Genomic DNA, 17,236 nt, shown 5'->3' with positions numbered 1-17,236 from the left:
GTATATTTAAATATACTTTGGGTGAGGAGAACATACCATTGAAAGTAGAAACAATGAACAATATTAAAACAACACTTAAAGTTGTATGTGGGAAAGGGATTATTTTGATTGAATTGTTTGATGATTCATTGCGATTTAGTGAGATTAAAAAACGTATTCCTGAGATTCATCATCAAACGTTAATTAAACAATTAAAAGAATTAGAAGAAGACCAGTTAATATCCCGATATGAACATGCTGTTGTTCCACCAAAAGTAGAGTATTCGATTACAGAGTACGGGCGTTCTATTTTTCCACTCTTAAAAGAGATGGAACAATGGGGAAAGCACCATCGCGTTAATGTAGAATGAGAATAAAAAAACGCTCAAGTCCTGGACTTGAGCGTTTTTTGTTATTCGAAGAACGTAATCACCCCGAAATGAATTAAGCCACCTAAAAGCACAGACCATAAAACAATACTTATAATCATCCAAAGCGATAACTTGGCACGATTGGCACCGAATGAGCACGCAAGTAAGGCAGTTAAGTGACTGCTGAGTAAGCCCGTGCCGAGGATTGACAGTCCAGCTAAGCCGAAACGATCCCAGTAGCGTCTTGCACGAACACGTTGCTTTTCAAAACGCGATGGACTTGAGGATTCTTCGACTTTGTCTGCTTTTGCCTGTTCTACTTCAACAGCTGGATCGTGCAAAGCGTCGTTTTGTGCAGGCTGTGTAGCGTTCACAGTAGTGTCTAATTCTTCTTTAATTGGTTCAGGTTCTTCGGTTTTGCTCTTAATCCAACCTCGTACTTTTTCTACAAGTATAATGAGTAGAATGACGGTAATAACATTTCCAATGATTGAAGCGACAATAACTGACGTTGTTGGAATTGGCATAAAAAGAATTCCGACAGGAATCGCCACCATGTATTCAAGGAAAGGTATTGCAGCCATGATTAACAAAATAAGAAAATAAATGAATGTTTCCACGTGCTCGGATCACCTACTGATGAGTTAATTGAACGTGTATAAGTACACATTAAGATTATCGGTATAGATAGACAAAGTTCAAGAGTGCGATCTAAAGTGCTCAAAAATAGTCAAAATGTTATCTTCTCTTTATAACATGGCAGTACAAAAAAATCTAATACAGCAAGTTACGAAGGTAACTATTTAAATATTGTATTAATTCATCCTAAAAAACGTAGACGCCATTCGATCTGAACAACGCTACGTTTTTGTAAGTAATGCTACTGGTTAAAATACTGAGCATTAAGTTCAATATATTGAGCTTCCTCTTCTGGGACCTCATCATCCGGGTAAATCGCTTCGACTGGACATACAGGTTCACAAGCTCCACAATCTATGCAAATATCCGGGTCAATGTAGAACATGTCCTTTCCTTCTTCGATACAATCGACTGGACAAACTTCTACACAAGAACCGTTTTTCTCCTCTTTGCAGGCAGACGTAATGACAAATGGCATTTTTTCACCTCCCTATAAGAATCATTATAACGAAATATTTTTTTGTGTATAAGGGGATGTACTAAAAAAATCTAGATATTGGGAAGCGTAGTAACTGTCATGTATTGTAACATATTCTGGCACGTATAGGCGTTTGTATGCTCTGCAATATTTTTATTTTTCCACCCGTATCGTAATGCATTCCGTATACGTTTAGGAAATTGAGAAAATCATTAGCCGAGGAGGCAATGTTATGCAAACCCTACCTTATGTGATTGAACAAACTGCTACTTCCGAACGTTCCTACGATATTTATTCCCGACTTTTAAAAGATCGAATCATTTTTATTGGTACGGAGATTCATGACCAAATGGCGAATGCTGTCGTTGCCCAGCTTCTTTTTTTAGCATCTGAAGATGAGAAGAAAGACATTTCGTTATACATCCAATCTCCAGGTGGTTCAATTTCTGCAGGCTTCTCGATCATTGACACGATGAATGTCATAAAGCCAGACGTCGCGACACTGTGTACAGGTATGGCAGCTTCAATGGGAGCACAAATCCTGGCCATGGGAGCAAAAGGAAAGAGGTATGCGCTCCCGAATGCAGAAATAATGATACATCAACCTTCAGGTGGTACGAAAGGGCAAGCTTCTGACATGTTAATCTATGCGAAACGCATTGAAAGGCACCGAGCGTTAATTCAAAAGCAATTGGCTGAGCGAACGGGTCAAACAGAAGAACAAGTGGCTAAAGATATTAACCGTGATCATTTCATGAATGCATTTGAAGCAAAGGAATATGGATTAATTGACCACATTTATGGAGGGTAGTTGCAATGGAATGGCAGGAAACGTATGAATCATTACTAAAATATTGCCAAACGCTTCAAAAAGGCGATGAAGGAAAAGACCTTGCACAAGAGGCTGTCGTAAAGGTTATCGCTACAAACCCTAAAGAACTTACGAAAGCATATGCAAAACGTACTGCAAAAACGATATGGATCGATGCGTATCGTAGAGATCAAAAAGCTCCTAAGCAGACGACTGAAGAACCGGTAACTTTTTCTCAATTTCAGGCATTAATGGTTGCTGAAATACTCGTTCATACCCTTACGAAGAAACAACAAGTCGTGTATGTATTAAAAGAAGGGTTTTGTTATCGTGATAAAGAAATTGCAGAAATTTTAGCATGCAATGTTACGACAGTTAAGGCCCTACTTCGTCGTGCAAGAGCAGCAATTCATCATGAGAGGGACCGCCATGGCATACCGGTCCCTGTAGGAATGAACAAAGCAAAACGAATTCAATATTTGACGATGATGATTCAAAATGAAGACGTTAGAAACATAAAACAACTGTTTCATGAGGAAGACCCAAGCTTATCGCTTGTGGTCTTTTTTATATGGTTGCTAGTGCTTCGTGTTGTAGTGAATGGAGCTTTTCGTAATGCCCTTTTTGAGCAAGTAATTGTTCATGATTTCCTTCTTCAACAACTTGACCGTTATCTAAGACAACGATATGGTTCGCGTTTTGAATCGTTGAGAGACGATGGGCGATAATTAAGGCCGTACGATTTCGTAATAAGTCGTCTAGTCCTGCTTGGATCGACTTTTCAGATTCCGTATCTAAAGCTGAAGTTGCTTCATCCAATAAAATAATTTGTGGATTTTTTAATATTGCCCGGGCAATACTGATGCGTTGCTTTTGTCCGCCAGACAATTTAATCCCTCGTTCTCCAACGGATGTATCATAGCCTTCAGTTAATTCCTCAATGAATTCATCTGCTTTTGCAATCGCTGCAGCTTTTTTCACAGCAAGGTCATCGATCTCGGGTGTACCATAAGCGATGTTCTCTCGAATCGTTCCGTTAACTAGATAAATATCTTGTGAAACGACAGAGATCTGCGAACGTAAAGATTCTAAAGTAACGTGATCAATCGGAGTGCCATCAATTGAAATCGTACCGTGATCGGGTGAGTAGAATCGAGTGAGCAAGTTCGTGATTGTCGTCTTACCTGAGCCTGACTTACCGACGAGTGCAGTCGTTTTCCCTCCCGCAATATTAAAGGTCACCTGTTTAAGGGCTTGTTTATCATCGTTATATGAGAACGTAACGTGATCGAATGTAATGTCACCTTTTGTCACATTTAATGTTTTTGCATCTAGTTTAGAGACGATCTGTGGTCGCTCTGAAAGAACAGATTGAATACGGTCGTATGCTGCAGCTGCTTGTTGAATGGTGTTCATTAATCGACTCACACGTCGAATTGGGTTTTGGAGTAGGCGTAGATAGATGAGAAACGTAGCGATCATACCGATCGTCATTTCGCCACCGATCGTTTGCCATGCACCGAATGCAACGACAATAGCTAAGCCAAAGTAATTAATAAAGCTTACAATTGGACCGAATAAAGAGAAGTTCTTAGCCGCCTTAAGGTTCGCTTCTTGATTTGTTTTATTCCGTTCTTGAAATCGTTCGCTCTCAAAGTTTTCCATTGCAAACGATTTGACGAGTCGAATCCCAGAAAAAGAGTCTTGTAAATGATTGTTTATTTCGGCAAGACTTGCTTGGACGTTGCGAAAGGCACTTCGAATACGGCGAGCAAAAAAACGTGTTACGAAAAACAAAATAGGAAACGTGAGCAAGATTAGTAAAGCGAGTTGCCAATTAACATAAAACATATAAATACTAATAGCTAAAAAGATAAATAGATCGGAAAGCAATGTTAAAAGTCCTGAAGAAAGTAACTGCTGTAACATGTTAACATCATTTGTAAGGCGAGACATTAAATCGCCAGTACGGTTGCGGTCAAAAAAAGCAACATCAAGATTTTGCAAGTGATCATATAATTCATTTCTTAAATCGTACAACGCTCGTTGACCGACAATGGCCATTAAAAAGCTTCCCAGAAATTGAAAGCCTATGAGCATGAGTGCTGCAAGAATTACGAGCACGAACACCCAAATTAACTGATCTACCAGCTGCTGTGGAATAATCACGTCAATTGTATATTGAATCGCTTGAGGAATAAAAAACTCAATCATTGCAACGATAAAAACAGCAAAAATAGCAAGTACAATAAATAATCGACTTCGTTTTACGCGTTGCAAGAGGTCGCGAAACATCGTACGGATGCTTTGTTTTGGCGGTTGTTCATGTAGTTGTGATTGATGCATCGCGTTGGCCCCTTTTTAAACTATTGTGTGCGAGTTCACCTTCTATAAAGCATACTGAATGGAATTTGAACCTGTCAAAACAAACCGATTGCGTTAAAAATACCCAAGGTCGATTGACCTTGGGTATGAACAGATTACTTTATGAACAGATTACCTAGGGGAATAGGTTCCCATATTAGCCCCGCCAAAAGGGTACTCATATTCAATCGGTTCATTAAAGACAATGTAATCTAAATAAACCATGAGTAATAAATAATGCTGACCCGTCGACGTATCATGCAAGATAATATGATCACGCCCCGCCTCTAGAATAACCCCTTCAAACACTTGTACTTGCTGATTCGTTCCACTTCCAAATGTCATGTAAACCGTAGCTTCCTTGCCTGAATTGAGGCGAAGAATATTTTCAATATAAGATTGCTCAATTGGAAGCATTTGACCATCTTGATTTCCGTTAAATTGCGGTTGCGTTCGATACATTGGTGGCGGCGCAAATGTATAAGATTGAGGTTCTGCGTGTTCCTCTTGGTCATCACCACGTTCTTCTTGTTCATATTGTTGAGGATAATAGTATTGTTGAGGGTACACCGGCTGCATGAACTGAGGATGACCGTAATAAGGGTTTCTAAACAACGACAATCACTCCTTTATTAATAATCACCAGACTCTAGGGCATTCGTTGTAAGTAGGATTGTAGAAGCAGTGAGCTTTAAATTGACCAGCGAGTGGCTGACCAAACCATTCTCCTGGGCACGGTGCGTCTGGACGGAAGAACCAAAGTGCCCGTTCACCAGGATGAATTTGCTCACCACGGATGAGTCGTCTTGCAAGTTCGATTTCTTGATCCCTCGCTCTTTGATAAAAATAACCTTTCTGAACGGCTTCAAAGCCACCTGGGGATTGGAACGCCATTTGTGGTATCGTTCGGATGTCTGTAAAGTCAGAGCAATCATACCGAACTCGATTTACCATGACATTTCCGGCATTTAACATGCCTTGCTTTCCTTCACCTTCAGCTTCTGCGCGAATTAACCGGGCCAAGATTTGAACATCTTCATCCGTTGCAGCTATAACTGCCATCTGCGCACCTCCTATACATACTCCTTCATCATCTTATGAACAGCCGTTTAGGGATATGACAGAATAAAAAAGCCTCTGCAGTCAATGCAGAGGTTTTCGATTACGATGAAGTTGTTGCTACTTGCTTTCGTGCGTGTTTGGCAGCGTTCACCATTAATTTTAGTGCAGCAATGGTTTCTTCTTCTTTTCTCGTTTTTAACCCGCAATCAGGGTTTACCCAAAAACGTTCAACAGGCAATACTTTTAGCGCGCGGTTTAAAATGGTCGACATCTCTTCTTCAGAAGGAACACGTGGACTGTGAATGTCATATACTCCAAGACCAATACCTAGTTCATACGTATTTTCCTCAAACGTTGAAAGAATATCTCCTTGACTACGAGACGTTTCAATTGAGATCACATCCGCATCAAGTGCGCGAATGGCGTCAATGATATCTTGGAATTCGCTATAGCACATATGCGTGTGAATTTGCGTCGTATCTTGGACGTGGGAAGAGCTAAGACGAAACGCGTGCACAGCCCAATCCAAGTAGGTTTTCCAATCTTGTTCTTTTAGAGGAAGGCCTTCACGTAGTGCAGGTTCATCAATTTGAATCATCTCAATACCTGCGTTCTCAAGCGCACTTACTTCTTCTTTAATCGCTTCAGCAATTTGGAAAGCGACTTGGAATTTCGGTAAATCATCACGTTCAAATGACCAGTTTAAAATGGTGACAGGTCCAGTTAACATGCCCTTTACTGGTTTTGAAGTTAATGATTGTGCGTACACAGTTTCTTCTACGGTCATCGGTTGTTTAAAGCGAACATCCCCATAGATAATTGGTGGTTTTACGCCACGTGAACCGTACGATTGTACCCAAGCATTTTTCGTGAAAGCAAAACCTTCTAGGCGTTCCCCGAAAAATTCCACCATGTCATTACGTTCAAATTCGCCATGAACGAGAACATCAAGCCCAATCTCTTCTTGGTGCTTAATCCATGTCGAAATGTAGTCGTTAATCTGAGTTTTATAATCTTCTTCAGTGATCGAGCCCTTTTTCACTTGTGCACGTAATCGGCGTACTTCTTTCGTTTGTGGGAAGGAGCCGATCGTTGTAGTTGGTAGGATTGGCAAATTCCATTTCTCAAGTTGTTTCGGTCGTCTTTGTTCATAAGAAGCCGTACGAGATACTTCCGAGAAAGCTTCAGTGTCTGGTTCTTGTTTGCGCCATCCAGTCGCTTCAATGTCTTTGAATAATTGTTGATTTTCGCGAATGGCTGTATGATCAGCTGATTGATCGGAATAAAGAAGTTCTTTTAGCGTAACAACTTCAATTAGTTTTTCATCGGCAAACGATAATGCGCGTTTTAATACCGAGTCTAGTTCTGGTTCATTTTGTACGGTAACAGGCGTATGAAGCAAGCTTGAGGAAGGTTGAATCCATAATTTTTCAGGAGTTTTTACGACTTGTTTAACTTGCTCAAGCAATGCGAGTTTATCGACGACTTTTGCTTTCCAAATGTTGCGACCGTCAATGACGCCAGCCGCAAGAACTTTGTCTCCAGGGAATCCTTTCGTTTGAATGGCGTGCAAGTTCTTCCCGCCATCATGAACGAAGTCTAGCCCGATTCCTGCAACAGGAAGCTCGACGACTTGGTCATAGTTTTCGACTGCATCAAAGTACGTTTGTACGATAATTTGTAAGTTTGGTACATCCGCATGCAGCGTTTCGTAAATGTCTTTGACGTACGCCATTTCCTCATCAGTCACATTTGTGACGAGTGAAGGCTCATCAAGTTGTACCCATAGTACACCTGCTTCTTCTAGCTCACGTAAAACTTGACTGTACACAACAGTTAATTGTTTTAACCAGTCTTCTGTTTGTGATAAGTCGTAATGTTTTGCTAATTTAAGGAACGAGTAAGGACCGATTAGTACAGGTTTACCCTCAATGCCAAGCTCGTCTTTTGCTTCTTTATAAAGAGTAACCAGTCGATTCTCAGTGACAGTCGGTGTCATATCTTGGAGTTCAGGTACGATATAGTGATAATTCGTGTTATACCATTTTGTCATTTCACAGGCAGGAGCCTTGGCATTTCCACGTGCCATGGCAAAATACGTATCAATTGAAACAGGGCCACCTGAATAGTCATATCGCTTAGGAATTAGCCCGAACATTACACTAGCATCTAGGATGTGATCGTAGTAGGTGAAATCACCAACAGGGATCACGTCAATGCCTGCCCTTTTCTGTTTACGCAGATGATTCAGACGAATTTCTTTGAGCTGTGCATGTAAATCGTCTTCAGAAATTGAGTTTGACCAATACGCTTCTAATGCTTTTTTCCACTCTCTTTGCTCTCCAATTCTTGGATAACCTAATGACGAAGTTGTCACAAGATCGGCCTCCTATCTTTATGTGAAATGTAAATGTTTCTTCCATTAAGCGTACTGTACTCTTGAAAAGAAATAAAGGATATTTTGTTGATTTTCATCAACAAAATATCCTAATGGTTTATCTAGCTTTGAAATAGAAGTCAACATCTTCGAGTGTCAACACATTTCCAACGTAGAATGATCCAAAATCAGCAAAACGCGCGGATACTTCATCAAAGCGCATTTCATAAACGAGTTTCTTAAATTGAAGTACGTCGTGGGCAAATAGCGTTACGCCCCACTCCCAATCATCGAAACCTACAGAACCGGTAATCACTTGTTTCACTTTGCCAGCGTACTTACGGCCAACCATACCGTGTGAATACATCATTTGCCCGCGTTCTTTCGCTGGAGTCATGTACCAGTTATCTTCGCCTTCGCGCTTTTTATCCATCGGATAAAAGCAGATGTGCTCCCATTTCGGAAGTACAGGGAAAACACGCTCACGAATTCCTGGATCATCTAATGGGTCTCCATCGCCACGGTACATGTACTTTCCAAGTTCGACAACCGAGACGTAAGAATAAGACGGAATCGTAAATTCTGCAAAACGCGTTTGGTTAAACGCATTTTCAATTTCATTTAGTTCTTGCATTGTAGGACGAAGAAGCATAAACATAATGTCAGCCTTTTGACCAACAATGGAGTAAAGAGCATAGCTACCTTCTCCTCGTTCCTCATTATGCATCCAATCCTCGATCATTTCCTTAAATTCTGCTACGATTTGCCCGCGTTCCTCGGCAGGTACGCGCTTCCACGCTGCCCAATCGAAGGTACGAAAGTCGTGCAGACTATACCAACCATCAATCGTTTCTGCTGGTTCAGCCATGAGACATGCTCCTTTCTCTCTTACACACTACAATCATTCTTCCTTATCATAGCATAAGCAATACCTAGATTTAAAATGCAGAGAAAAGGCGTCACAAAGCCGTCAAGAACGTTTCGTTAAGAACTTTTGAACAGCTTTTGCATGATCTTCTGTTTGACCAGCTAAACGTTGGGCGTGGACTTCTTTTTCAAGGATTTCAGAAAGAGAATGCTCATAACTTTCTCGCATTGTTGCCTTCATCAACCCAAAAGCTTCGAGTGGAGTTTCTGTGAGTTGTTTTGCAAGTTCTTCAGGTGTACCGATCTGGTTGATTAAGTTGATGCGATACGCTTCTTCAGCAGAAATCATTTGTCCCATCCCGAGTTCTAGGGCTTTTGCATAGCCGACAATCCTCGGTAAAAAGAAAGAGGCACCAGCGTCTGGAACAAGTCCGATGTTGAGGAAGCTAAGAGCCATTTTTGCGTCATAAGCTGCAACACGGAAGTCGCAAGCGAGCGCAATGCTTAACCCAGCACCAACGGCAATTCCATTGATGTGAGCAATAATCGGTTTTTGAATTTGCGTAATTGTAAGAATTAATCGGTTGTAAGTATCTCGCAATGAATCTCCATAGTCGAATGCAGTTCGATCGTTCAAAGAGGCACTTTTTAAATCTGCACCAGAACAAAAAGCATCTCCTGCTCCTTGAAGGACAACGACAGAGACGTTAGAGTCACGCTCCGCTTCTTTAAAAGACTCGAAAAGTTCGTGGTGCATTTCATCGTTTAAAGCATTTTTGACGTTTGGGCGATTTAACGTGATGGTTGCAATCTGATTGTTGACGTCATAAAGAACCGTTTCTTGTTTCAGTTCCATAGAGAACCCTCCATCTTTTATGAATTATACGTAGTGTATCACAAAATGAATGAATATTCATTTTGATAAAAAACCCATACGCAGCACTTGCGCACGGGTCAGCTTTTATAGAGAATTTTATCGTTTCGCTCATAGACCATTTTCAGTCGTTTAGTCAAACGTTGCTGTTCATCAACGGACATTTCTTTGGGTTGCAATGTCTTTCCGAGCATATTAAACGTGTTAATTAAACGGTTTTCTCCGTCTTGAACAGTTAACGGCTGCCCATAAAGTTCCGATAGAGATGCCATTGTGTACGGTTCAATCGTCATCGTTGTTTCGCTCGATGTTTGTTCAGCTAGTGAATAAAACTGTTGTATTGTAGTGGCGCGTTCTGAACCACTGCCTGTAATGGCTAAGTAAATTTGTACAGCAGTTCCATTGCGTAATCTGCGCTGGCTAATTCCTGCAAATTTCTTTCCTTGCATGCTCAAATCATAATTTCCCGGGCAATAAGATCCGACAACTTCTTTTGCTTCTATAGGATAAGGTGCGTCAGAATACATCTGTTGAATAAGATTGAACATCAGCTCGTATGTCGGATCAATGCTGAGAGATTTTTGGTCTTTGAAGATAAGCGAGATGTTCAATACACCTGAATCGAGCATAACTGCTAGCCCTCCAGAGTTACGAACAATGATCGTATACCCTGCTTTTTCTAGGTGTTCTTTCGCAAAAAAAACATCTTGGAGTCGCGTGTCTTGAGTACCAAGTACAATCGTTGGTTGATGAACCCATGTATGGACAATAGGGTCAGATTCTAATACACCAACTGCTTCACAAAAAGTATCATCATATGCAAATGAGGATAAGGCATTTTCATTTTGACCGCTTTGAATGCGGTTCATATAACGCCATGCCTCTTGTTTAATTTCAGTTAGTTCAGTCATCGTTTTACTCCTATTCATCAGGCAATAAACTCATGTAATTATAGCATACCTACATGTTTATGATGATTGATTCAGAGGTATAGAACACAAAAGATATTCTTATGGAGGCGTTACTTATGAATCGAATGACAAAGCGAATTCTGGCAGTAGCACTCACAATTGTCATTGCCCAATTTATCATTGTTGCTGGCTATCAAGCGCTTGTCGCAGGTCAAGTGAACTGGACGTACATTATCATTTCCACGCTAATTATGTTACTACTAGTAGGAACAACTGCGATTGCAAACCGACGTTTGGAGATGATTCAAGAAAATGAAGAAAAGAGCACTGCAATCCCCAAAGATTAAGGAACCGCTTGAAGAAACTACTCATCTGGAACGAGAAGAGCGATACGAACGGATTGTCGTTAGGAAACAGACATTTGAACAACAGGACTTACGCGATTGCCGGTTTGAAGCGGCCGTTTTTGAACAATGCTTTTTCTTAGGAGCTTCGTTACAACAAACAGAATGGGTCGACTGTGAATTTTACAAATGTGATTTATCAAATGTTGACTTGACGCAAGTGACGATGCACCGCGTCAAGTTTTTTGAGTGCAAATTAAGTGGTGCTGTCTGCTTTGATAGCTTCTACCAAGATGTGAGTTTTGAGGATACACAACTTCCTTATAGTAACTTTAGCCACGTCTCATTAAAGCATGTGCGCTTTCAGTCTTCTTTACTCAACCATGCAGACTTTGTTGAGGTGAACTTTGCGAATGTTACGTTTGATGATGTGAGTTTAAACGATGTACAGTTTACACACACGAGTCTAAAGGAGATCGATTTGAGCACATCAAGGTTTGACCAACTAACCGTCTCAGCAGAAGAGTTAATCGGCTGTACAATCTCTGAAGATCAAGCCACTGCTTTCGTGCGAGCATTTGGCATGAAAGTAAAAGGAATTGACTAAGAACATATGTTCGTTTATGATAGAGGTGATTTAAGTTGCTCTTGTCCTCTTTTTAATAAACCGATGAAACGGTATAATGAATGAAAACCTAAAGAAGGGCAGGATTTGAGATGCAAGGAAATGAAATCATGCAAGAAGAGAAAGTATTCAAAGATCCTGTCCACCGCTATATCCATGTGCGTGATCAATTAATTTGGGACTTAATTGGGACGAAAGAGTTTCAACGTCTAAGAAGAATTCGGCAATTAGGCACGACGTTTTTAACGTTTCATGGAGCAGAGCATACTCGATTTAACCACTCCCTTGGGGTCTATGAAATCATGCGTCGAATGGTCAATGTATTTGAAGGTCGCCAACATTGGAACGATGAGAACCGACTATTATGTTTAACAGCGGCACTGTTGCATGACATTGGTCATGGACCATTCTCACATTCTTTTGAGAAAGTGTTTGATACGGATCATGAGGAATGGACACGAGCAATTATTATGGGAGATACAGAAGTCCATGCTGTATTAAAGAGAATGGGCGATCAATTTCCAAAAGAAGTATCAGAAGTCATTGAGAAAACGCATCCGAACAAACTAGTCGTTAGCATGATCTCGAGTCAAATTGATGCGGATCGCATGGATTATTTACAACGAGATGCTTTTTACACGGGAGTAAGTTATGGCCACTTTGATATGGAACGTATTCTACGCGTAATGCGACCAACTGAAGATCAAGTCGTCATTAAACAGACAGGCATGCATGCGGTGGAAGATTATATTATGAGTCGTTACCAAATGTACTGGCAAGTGTACTTTCACCCGGTTACTCGTTCTGCGGAAGTGATTCTGAATAAGATTTTACGAAGGGCGAAGGTGCTTTATCTTGAAGGATATCAGTTTACGCAACCGCCTCATCACTTTACCCCATTCTTTAACAATAATATGAACACCCAAGACTATTTGAAATTAGACGAGTCCATTATTTACTACTATTTTCAAGTATGGGAAGATGAGCAAGATGTAATTCTTGCCGATTTATGTCGTCGTTTTTTACATAGAGACCTTTTCCAGTATGTTGAATTTGACCAGAATTTTATTTTAAACGAATGGTCCGACTTACAAGAACGTTTCCGTCGAATTGGACTTGACCCTGATTACTATCTCGTCATTGATTTTTCGTCTGACTTGCCTTATGATTTTTATCGGCCTGGCGAAGAAGAAGAGAGGTTACCGATTCATCTTTTAAATCGCAACGGCAGATTACGAGAACTTTCTAGAGAATCAGATGTTGTTGAAGCCATTTCAGGAAAGAAAAGAACGGATCATAAATTGTATTATCCAAAAGATGTGTTAGACGCTCCTGGTTTTTCTGAAGAAAAGCGGGCGATCATTAAGATTTTACACGGTTGAGGAGGATGCTTGCATGTTGACGGAACATGTCCATATTATGTCGCTTTTAGGAACTGCTGAAGAAATTGTCGGTCGCAAGAAATTCCAGAAAGTCGTATACATAGGGAAACAGCTTGGCATGCCGTTCCATGAAAAGTATGGATTTCATATGTATGGTCCGTATTCTGAGGAACTAACCATACGACTCGACGAGTTGAAGCAATTCGGATTCATACGTGAAACTCATGAGGAATGTTCAGGATATAGCCAATATCGCTATCAATTGGCGGAATCAGGCAGAGAATATTTAACGAAAACGACGCGTTCTTGGACGTGCGATGATGAGAAAGTCGTCGTTGATGAGCTTAATGCCTGCACGTCCAAGTTTTTGGAGTTAACGGCGACGATCCTTTACTTACAGCCCGCAAGTAAAGAAGAGGTTATAGAGCGGGTTTGGACACTTAAGAAGACACAAAACTACTCACTTGAAGATATTAATGAGGCATACGCTTTAATTGCTCGTTGGAAGCAATCAATTGCCGAATCAACATTGACTCATTAACCGGATGATTTTCATCCGGTTTTTTCGTTTAGGACTCGAAACTGTTTAGATCCCTAAGGCTTGTGATACACTGTAAGAAGTGTATTGGTGGAAAAGGAGTGATCACATGGACTTATTTAATAAAAACACTGGGAAGAAGCAAGGCTCAGGTTTTAATATTCTAAGTGGAGATTCCACAGACGGTCATGGCGGTTTTGGTGTTGGGTCTCTGAGTCTAGACAATCTTACACCTGTTATTATCGATCCAGTAGAAGAGCGTGTCTTTATTGATATGGGAGCCATTCATGCCCGTTCAGAGATTGAGAAAAAAGTAAAACTGCTCGATCAGCTCGAAGAGCTAAATGACCCGAAGCTTTATTGGATGGTTTGGGTGACAACTGCTCATACAGATCAAGGATCACCAAAGTACTTTGGAGTTGGTGCATGCCGTTTTTACCGTGAGGAAGAGGCGCCAGAAGGCAGCCGCTTTAAACGAGGATTTAAGAGCATGCCAGAACATGTGAATAACATGGATAAGGCATTAAAAGGCCGTGTTGTCGTAAAAGGTATGGACGACAAAAGCTTATATATGCTAAGAGAGTATTTAAAAGGTTTTAGTGAAGATTATTGGAATCATTCAAGTTCAGAACTTCGTTCAGCACTCGGAGAATAAATGAACGATTTGTGAACAAGAATTGTCAATGGTTGTACTTTTATTCGATAATGTGTAGGCTGAATGTAAACCTTATTATAAGGCTAAGACACTAAAGTGCGCAGAGGAATGCAGAACCTCTGCGCGTTTTAGTGTCTTTTTCTGTTAAGGAGAAGTCGGTAAAAGTTGCAAATGGTCACCAGATTGATAGACTTCAGGTTGTAATGACGTTGTATGAAAATCCCCGTTTACCCAATCGAGTAGTTGATCACCATAATGTTCGCTTCGAACGTGACCAGATTGTCCTGGACCGACAATATGATAACTCTCCGTTAGGTCAGCTAAATCCATGACTCCTCTCCAACCAGCCCCGTGGTTTGTAGCTCCTGTTTCATCGTTATAGCCGGCTGCCATTACCGTGATCCGACTTCCGTCAACAGGTGTCGGTGTTGGATTAAATAGTAAATCGAGTGGTGACATCACGCCTAACGGGTGAGCAAATGTCACTTGATGATACTCTCCCCAAGACCATTCTTTAGGTTCATTTCCTTGTAATTCACTTGCTTGATCAATGGCTCGTTTGAAACTTTCCGTTAAGAGAGCTTCTAGACTACCAGCGTGTTCAATCCAAGGACCAGGTTCACCTTCGAGCGCATCTCGAAGCAACTGATCAATAATGGATGTACGCCCTTCAAACATTGCCATCATTTCTTCTGGAATCGTATCTTCAAAAAGTAGACTAGAAATAGCATGGAACCATAAATGAAAAATAAGCGGACCACCTTCATCGACAACGTCCTCATAGTTCCATTGTTCAATGACCGCAAGGGCAGAACGATCGATCTCTCGTAGTCCATCTTGTAAAAGTAGAGGAACAATTTCAGGCAAGAACTCTTCTGCATGTAAGTTATACGCATCCATTTGCATGAGCATCATGTCTTCTTTCGTTAATGGCTCATCTTGGTCGAGCAATTGTAAAATTCGCTCATGACGATAAGGCTGTGCCCAAGTATGTGAAAGATGATAAGGATAGTCGTCCGTCACAATTTTATTGTTTGCAGTAGAAATCATTCCTGAATCAGGATTATAGAGTGTTGGCAGTTCATCAAAAGGAATATAACGTTCCCAATCATGTTCTCCCGTCCAGCCTTCAACAGGGAGCAGGGCATCGCTGTTTGCCCGAATTGGAATCTTTCCATTAGCACGGTAACCGATGTTACCATCACGGTCTGCGTAGACGAAGTTTTGAGCAGGTGCTGAAAAGGATTCTAAAGCATGTAAAAAAGATTCCCAATTGGATGCTTTATTAATCTCCAGTATCGCTTCAAGCTCTTTTGTAGGGTCATGGGCGGTCCAACGCAAGGCCATCGCCACATCTTCTTGCTGTAATGGATCACTATATTCTGAAAGGAGTGGTCCGTGTCGTGTGACAACGACTTCATGTTGAACGGGCTCATCATACCCATCAACAACAATTTCTTCCATGATTACATCTGCATCGTACCATTCATCTTCATAAAGAAATTGATAAGGATCGTCAGGGTTTCGTTTTTCTAAATAAAGTTCTTGTACATCAGGCCCGACATTTGTGACCCCCCAAGCAATCTCGTCGTTGTGTCCGAGAATGATTCCAGGTACCCCTGCAAATATCACTCCATTTACATCGACACTAGGTCCACGTAAATGCGTTTCATACCAAATTGAAGGTGTGGCGAGACCGAGGTGTGGATCATCTGCTAAAAGCGGTGCACCGCTTTGTGTGTGGTCGCCAGATATGACCCAATTGTTGCTCCCGTTAAATGGTTCTGGTAAGTACGCGGCAACGTCCTCGAACGCGCTCAAGACATCTACATCAGTGTTTTTGGCGACGTCCATGATGATGGGTCCGTCTTCTTTGTATGTGGGCATTAAGTCGATCGCTTCTTCTTCAGAAACGTTGTTTACTAGCCAGTAACGAAACGCTTGTCCTTGCCACGTCCCTCCTAAATCATAAGCCATGTATTTTCCGATCGTTAATGAATCAAGCGGTTCCCACGGTTCAGGCGAATAACCGAGTAACCGAAATTCAACTGGAATGTCACCGCTTTCATTCATTTGCGCTAAATACGCATTAACTCCATCGGCATACGCATGCAGTATTTCTTGTGCATCTTCACCGTATTCATCATAGGACGCATCTGCGGCTCTCCGTAAGCCAAATGTTCGAAAGTAGCGGTCAGTATCGAGTGCGCTCTCACCAATGACTTCACTGAGCATTCCTGATGCTTGCCTACGACTCAAGTCCATTTGAAACATACGATCTTGTGCGGTTACAAATCCTTGGGCAAAATAAAGATCGTATTCTGATTCGGCTTCGATATGAGGCACTCCGTAATCATCTCGATAAATATTTACTTCACTACTGATTTCGTTGAACTCGTATTGGCCTTGTGTCGTTGGGACGCCAGCGCCGATTTGCGACCAACCCCAAGCGACAACCGCAATAAGCAACGTAACAACGATTACTAAGCCAATACCGATAAAGCGCCACAAACGTTTCTTTCTCTTTTTTGAAATATCAATTGCAGAACTCACATAAATCCCCCCGTAAGGATGACGTTTATGTGTTAGACATTCGCCCCATTTCATGGGTAGTCCTGCTTTTAGCACCATAAAGAAAAGGACCCCAGTGTTTTATGAGGGTACTAAAAAAGCGGTTTGCTTCAAAAAGACCAAAGTAATTAAAAAACGGATGCCTAATTTCCAAAAATAAGGGAATTGGGCATCCATTTTATATATATGATTTCAGTGTCTATAGGGGAGTCTACTCGGTCATAATTTAAGAATGCGTTTGATGTTTACCGTAAATAGGGGCATCGCGCCCTGCAACTCCATACTTAAGAGACGGTGCCGCACCCCAAAAGTTAGAGTTAAAAACTCACTTTTGGGGTGTTTTGTTTGGTGAAATATAGTGACACATTTAAAGAAAAAGTTGTTTATG

At 41.1% G+C, this 17,236-nt stretch carries 17 protein-coding genes and 1 pseudogene; 8 read left to right on the top strand and 10 right to left on the bottom strand.

Features of this window, described 5'->3' with window-relative positions:
- The first annotated feature begins 38 nt into the window (after positions 1-38).
- Entirely contained in the window at positions 39-350 is a 312-nt protein-coding gene (locus JOD17_RS17430) for a winged helix-turn-helix transcriptional regulator (protein ID WP_239575695.1), read from the top strand.
- A 41-nt stretch (positions 351-391) separates the two neighbouring features.
- Here the strand turns inward: JOD17_RS17430 and JOD17_RS17425 are convergent, their stop codons facing one another.
- Together JOD17_RS17425 and JOD17_RS17420 are read right to left on the bottom strand one after the other, a co-directional pair.
- Positions 392-970, bottom strand: coding sequence for a small multi-drug export protein (locus JOD17_RS17425; protein ID WP_204699287.1), 579 nt, complete (start codon positions 968-970; stop codon positions 392-394).
- A gap of 260 nt (positions 971-1,230) precedes the next feature.
- Positions 1,231-1,467: an indolepyruvate ferredoxin oxidoreductase subunit alpha gene (locus JOD17_RS17420; RefSeq protein WP_042358088.1), complete on the bottom strand. Its 237-nt coding sequence runs from the start codon at positions 1,465-1,467 to the stop codon at positions 1,231-1,233.
- Between the two features lie 232 nt (positions 1,468-1,699).
- Here JOD17_RS17420 and JOD17_RS17415 point away from each other — a divergent pair, with 232 nt between their 5' ends.
- Entirely contained in the window at positions 1,700-2,278 is a 579-nt protein-coding gene (locus JOD17_RS17415) for an ATP-dependent Clp protease proteolytic subunit (protein ID WP_204699286.1), read from the top strand.
- Between the two features lie 5 nt (positions 2,279-2,283).
- Positions 2,284-2,673, top strand: a pseudogene (locus JOD17_RS21770) (RNA polymerase sigma factor); the annotation flags it as partial.
- A 172-nt stretch (positions 2,674-2,845) separates the two neighbouring features.
- Here the strand turns inward: JOD17_RS21770 and JOD17_RS17410 are convergent.
- From JOD17_RS17410 to JOD17_RS17380, 7 genes are all read right to left on the bottom strand, one after another.
- Positions 2,846-4,624 carry an ABC transporter ATP-binding protein gene (locus JOD17_RS17410; protein WP_204699285.1) on the bottom strand — a complete coding sequence of 593 codons (1,779 nt, stop codon included), beginning with the start codon at positions 4,622-4,624 and terminating at the stop codon, positions 2,846-2,848.
- A gap of 150 nt (positions 4,625-4,774) precedes the next feature.
- The gene (gene gerQ, locus JOD17_RS17405) at positions 4,775-5,257 is read right to left on the bottom strand and encodes a spore coat protein GerQ (protein ID WP_239575694.1); all 483 of its coding nucleotides are present in this window, start codon (positions 5,255-5,257) and stop codon (positions 4,775-4,777) included.
- A gap of 24 nt (positions 5,258-5,281) precedes the next feature.
- Positions 5,282-5,704 carry a cell wall hydrolase gene (locus JOD17_RS17400; protein ID WP_204699284.1) on the bottom strand — a complete coding sequence of 141 codons (423 nt, stop codon included), beginning with the start codon at positions 5,702-5,704 and terminating at the stop codon, positions 5,282-5,284.
- Between the two features lie 100 nt (positions 5,705-5,804).
- Complete coding sequence (metE, locus tag JOD17_RS17395) at positions 5,805-8,081, bottom strand: 5-methyltetrahydropteroyltriglutamate--homocysteine S-methyltransferase (protein ID WP_204699283.1); 2,277 nt, start codon at positions 8,079-8,081, stop codon at positions 5,805-5,807.
- 118 nt (positions 8,082-8,199) lie between these two features.
- On the bottom strand, positions 8,200-8,949 hold the full coding sequence (gene hemQ / locus JOD17_RS17390) for a hydrogen peroxide-dependent heme synthase (RefSeq protein ID WP_204699282.1): 750 nt from the start codon (positions 8,947-8,949) through the stop codon (positions 8,200-8,202).
- Positions 8,950-9,051: 102 nt separating this feature from the next.
- A complete protein-coding gene (locus tag JOD17_RS17385) occupies positions 9,052-9,804 on the bottom strand; it encodes an enoyl-CoA hydratase/isomerase family protein (protein ID WP_239575693.1) in 753 nt (250 codons plus the stop codon).
- Positions 9,805-9,902: 98 nt separating this feature from the next.
- Positions 9,903-10,751, bottom strand: a complete 849-nt coding sequence (locus JOD17_RS17380; RefSeq protein WP_204699280.1) for a lipoate--protein ligase family protein — start codon at positions 10,749-10,751, stop codon at positions 9,903-9,905.
- 98 nt (positions 10,752-10,849) lie between these two features.
- Here JOD17_RS17380 and JOD17_RS17375 point away from each other — a divergent pair, with 98 nt between their 5' ends.
- From JOD17_RS17375 to JOD17_RS17355, 5 genes are all read left to right on the top strand, one after another.
- Entirely contained in the window at positions 10,850-11,080 is a 231-nt protein-coding gene (locus JOD17_RS17375) for a hypothetical protein (RefSeq protein WP_042358094.1), read from the top strand.
- Positions 11,046-11,684: a pentapeptide repeat-containing protein gene (locus tag JOD17_RS17370; protein WP_204699279.1), complete on the top strand. Its 639-nt coding sequence runs from the start codon at positions 11,046-11,048 to the stop codon at positions 11,682-11,684. Before JOD17_RS17375 ends, JOD17_RS17370 begins: the two co-directional genes overlap by 35 nt.
- A gap of 110 nt (positions 11,685-11,794) precedes the next feature.
- Positions 11,795-13,084 (top strand): HD domain-containing protein, encoded by a 1,290-nt coding sequence (locus JOD17_RS17365; protein WP_204699278.1) that lies wholly within the window; start codon positions 11,795-11,797, stop codon positions 13,082-13,084.
- Between the two features lie 13 nt (positions 13,085-13,097).
- Positions 13,098-13,625 carry a YwgA family protein gene (locus tag JOD17_RS17360; RefSeq protein ID WP_204699277.1) on the top strand — a complete coding sequence of 176 codons (528 nt, stop codon included), beginning with the start codon at positions 13,098-13,100 and terminating at the stop codon, positions 13,623-13,625.
- 106 nt (positions 13,626-13,731) lie between these two features.
- On the top strand, positions 13,732-14,277 hold the full coding sequence (locus JOD17_RS17355; protein ID WP_204699276.1) for a YwhD family protein: 546 nt from the start codon (positions 13,732-13,734) through the stop codon (positions 14,275-14,277).
- Between the two features lie 144 nt (positions 14,278-14,421).
- Here the strand turns inward: JOD17_RS17355 and JOD17_RS17350 are convergent, their stop codons facing one another.
- Positions 14,422-16,830 carry a penicillin acylase family protein gene (locus JOD17_RS17350; protein ID WP_338028823.1) on the bottom strand — a complete coding sequence of 803 codons (2,409 nt, stop codon included), beginning with the start codon at positions 16,828-16,830 and terminating at the stop codon, positions 14,422-14,424.
- Positions 16,831-17,236 lie beyond the last annotated feature (406 nt).

It is taken from the genome of Geomicrobium sediminis, from assembly GCF_016908595.1.
GTDB lineage: Bacteria > Bacillota > Bacilli > Bacillales > Marinococcaceae > Geomicrobium_A > Geomicrobium_A sediminis.
Note: the sequence above shows the minus strand (reverse complement) of the source record. Positions and strands in the feature narration are given on the sequence as shown.

Excerpts from the sequence above, each read along its gene's own strand:
- JOD17_RS17420 (WP_042358088.1), bottom strand. The coding sequence starts at position 1,467 with ATGCCATTTGTCATTACGTCTGCCTGCAAAGAGGAGAAAAACGGTTCT.
- JOD17_RS17415 (WP_204699286.1), top strand. The coding sequence starts at position 1,700 with ATGCAAACCCTACCTTATGTGATTGAACAAACTGCTACTTCCGAACGT.
- JOD17_RS17410 (WP_204699285.1), bottom strand. The coding sequence starts at position 4,624 with ATGCATCAATCACAACTACATGAACAACCGCCAAAACAAAGCATCCGT.
- JOD17_RS17400 (WP_204699284.1), bottom strand. The coding sequence starts at position 5,704 with ATGGCAGTTATAGCTGCAACGGATGAAGATGTTCAAATCTTGGCCCGG.
- hemQ (WP_204699282.1), bottom strand. The coding sequence starts at position 8,949 with ATGGCTGAACCAGCAGAAACGATTGATGGTTGGTATAGTCTGCACGAC.
- JOD17_RS17385 (WP_239575693.1), bottom strand. The coding sequence starts at position 9,804 with ATGGAACTGAAACAAGAAACGGTTCTTTATGACGTCAACAATCAGATT.
- JOD17_RS17380 (WP_204699280.1), bottom strand. The coding sequence starts at position 10,751 with ATGAATAGGAGTAAAACGATGACTGAACTAACTGAAATTAAACAAGAG.
- JOD17_RS17375 (WP_042358094.1), top strand. The coding sequence starts at position 10,850 with ATGAATCGAATGACAAAGCGAATTCTGGCAGTAGCACTCACAATTGTC.
- JOD17_RS17370 (WP_204699279.1), top strand. The coding sequence starts at position 11,046 with ATGAAGAAAAGAGCACTGCAATCCCCAAAGATTAAGGAACCGCTTGAA.
- JOD17_RS17365 (WP_204699278.1), top strand. The coding sequence starts at position 11,795 with ATGCAAGGAAATGAAATCATGCAAGAAGAGAAAGTATTCAAAGATCCT.
- JOD17_RS17360 (WP_204699277.1), top strand. The coding sequence starts at position 13,098 with ATGTTGACGGAACATGTCCATATTATGTCGCTTTTAGGAACTGCTGAA.
- JOD17_RS17355 (WP_204699276.1), top strand. The coding sequence starts at position 13,732 with ATGGACTTATTTAATAAAAACACTGGGAAGAAGCAAGGCTCAGGTTTT.